2 protein-coding genes are annotated in these 1,996 nt (G+C 74.3%); both read left to right on the forward strand.

The window, feature by feature from the left end:
- Window positions 1-216, forward strand: a 216-nt coding sequence (locus tag H5J30_RS29820; protein WP_181790471.1) for a hypothetical protein, incomplete at its 5' end; no start/stop codon positions are given.
- A gap of 20 nt (window positions 217-236) precedes the next feature.
- Complete coding sequence (locus H5J30_RS29825) at window positions 237-1,949, forward strand: class I mannose-6-phosphate isomerase (RefSeq protein ID WP_181790473.1); 1,713 nt, start codon at window positions 237-239, stop codon at window positions 1,947-1,949.
- The last annotated feature ends 47 nt before the right edge of the window (window positions 1,950-1,996 follow it).

Consider the following 1,996-nt stretch of genomic DNA (forward strand, 5'->3'; position numbering starts at 1 on the left):
GGCGGCGACGCCGGCGAGGACGCGGTGCTGCTGCGGCTGCAGTCCTTCGCCGAGGAGCCCGTCGCCTGCCCCGTACGCGCCCTCTTCCCCGTCACCGGGGCCGGACTCGCCGACTACCTCGGCCGCCCGGGAGACGACCTGCCGGTACGGGACGGAGAGGTCACCGTCGACCTCCCCGCCCTCGGCACGACCGCGGTGCTCTTCCGGCGCCGCTGAACCACACCGAAGGAGACTGCGTGTACCGGCTCGACCCGCGCTACGCACCCGCCCCGCCGGCCGTCCTCACCACCGGCTGGCGGGCCGTGGCGGCGGAACTCCCCCACGGCCCGGCGGTAGTGGCCGTCGAGGGACCCCCGTCCGCGGACTGGGACGCCCTCGCCGGCCGGCTCCGGCGCGAGCTGACCGCCCGCGGCACCGCCGTGACCCTCCTCGACGTACGGCGCCACTACGCGCCGCCCGACGAGATCAGGCGCCGCACCGAGCGGCCCGAGGACACCGCCGACCCGCACTACTGCAAGCTCGCCGAGAACCCCCTCGACGACCTCTTCGACACCCCGCCGCAGACCGCCCGCCCCGACACCGGGCTGGTGCTGGTCTACGGTCCCGGCGCCGCCGTCGTACCGCACGACCTGCTCTGGTACGCCGACGTGCCCAAGCGCTACGCCGAGGCCGCCGTCAACGCCGGCACCACCGGCGCCAACCTCGGGCTGCCCGGCGAAGCACCCGCCCACCGGCGGCTGTTCTACGTCGACTGGCCCATGCTCGACCGGCACCGCGACGCACTGGCCCGCCGCATCGACGGCTGGCTCGACGTCCAGGACCCCGGCCACCCCGTCCACCTCGACGGCGCCGGCCTGCGCGGCACCCTCGCCGCGCTCGCCCGCCGGCCCGTACGCACCCGGCCGTACTTCAACTCCACCCCCTGGGGCGGCCACTGGGCCCAGCGCGAGCTGGGCTTCGCCCCCGACGCGCCCAACACCGCGCTCGGCTACGAGCTGATCGCCCCCGAGGCCGGCATCCTGATCGGCACCGGACCGGACGCGCAGGCCGAGGTGCCGTTCCAGCTCATGTGCGTCCTCGCCCCCGAGGACGTACTCGGCGCCGAGGTGCACGCGCGCTTCGGCACCTCGTTCCCGATCCGCTTCGACTACCTCGACACCGTCGACGGCGGCGACCTGTCGCTGCACTGCCATCCGCGCGACGCCTACATGCGCGAGCGGTTCGGCTGGTCCTACACCCAGCACGAGACGTACTACATGACGCTCGGCAGCGCCGAGACCAAGGTGTACCTCGGGCTGCGCGAGGACGCCGACACCGGGAGGTTCCGCAAGGAGGTCGAGAGGGCCATCGACGACGCCGTGCCCATGGACCCGGAGGACCACGTGCTGGCCTTCCCCGGGGAGCGGGGGCAGCTCTTCATGATCCCCGCCGGCACGCCGCACGCCAGCGGCGCCGGCAACCTCGTCCTGGAGATCAGCGCCACCCCGTACCTCTACAGCCTCCGCTTCTACGACTGGCTGCGGCCCGGCGCCGACGGCAAGCCGCGGCCCATGCCGTACGAGCACGGGCTGGCGAACCTCGACACCGACCGCCGCGGCGAGGCCGTGGCCCGGGAACTGGTGCAGGACCCGCGCGAACTGCGCTCGGGACCCGGCTGGCGGGAGGAACTCCTCGGCGCCCTCGACGAGATGTTCTACGAAGTCAGGAGGTACACCCTGGACGAAGGCACCGAGGCCGACGACGACACCGAGGGCCGCTTCCACGTCCTCAACGTGGCCGAGGGCGCGGGCGTCACCGTGCACACCGCGGCGGGCGACACCCACGAGCTGTCGTACGCCGAGACGCTGACCGTGCCCGCGGCCGTCGGCGGCTACCGGCTGACGGCCACCGCGGGCGGCGGGCCGGTGCGGGTCGTCAAGGCCCTCGTCCGGAAGGCCGCCGAGCGTTGATTCCCGTCCTGGAGATCGGCGGCACGCACGTCACCGCCGCGCTGGTC

The sequence above is a fragment of the Streptomyces phytophilus genome (genome assembly GCF_013870535.1).
Lineage (GTDB): Bacteria > Actinomycetota > Actinomycetes > Streptomycetales > Streptomycetaceae > Streptomyces > Streptomyces phytophilus.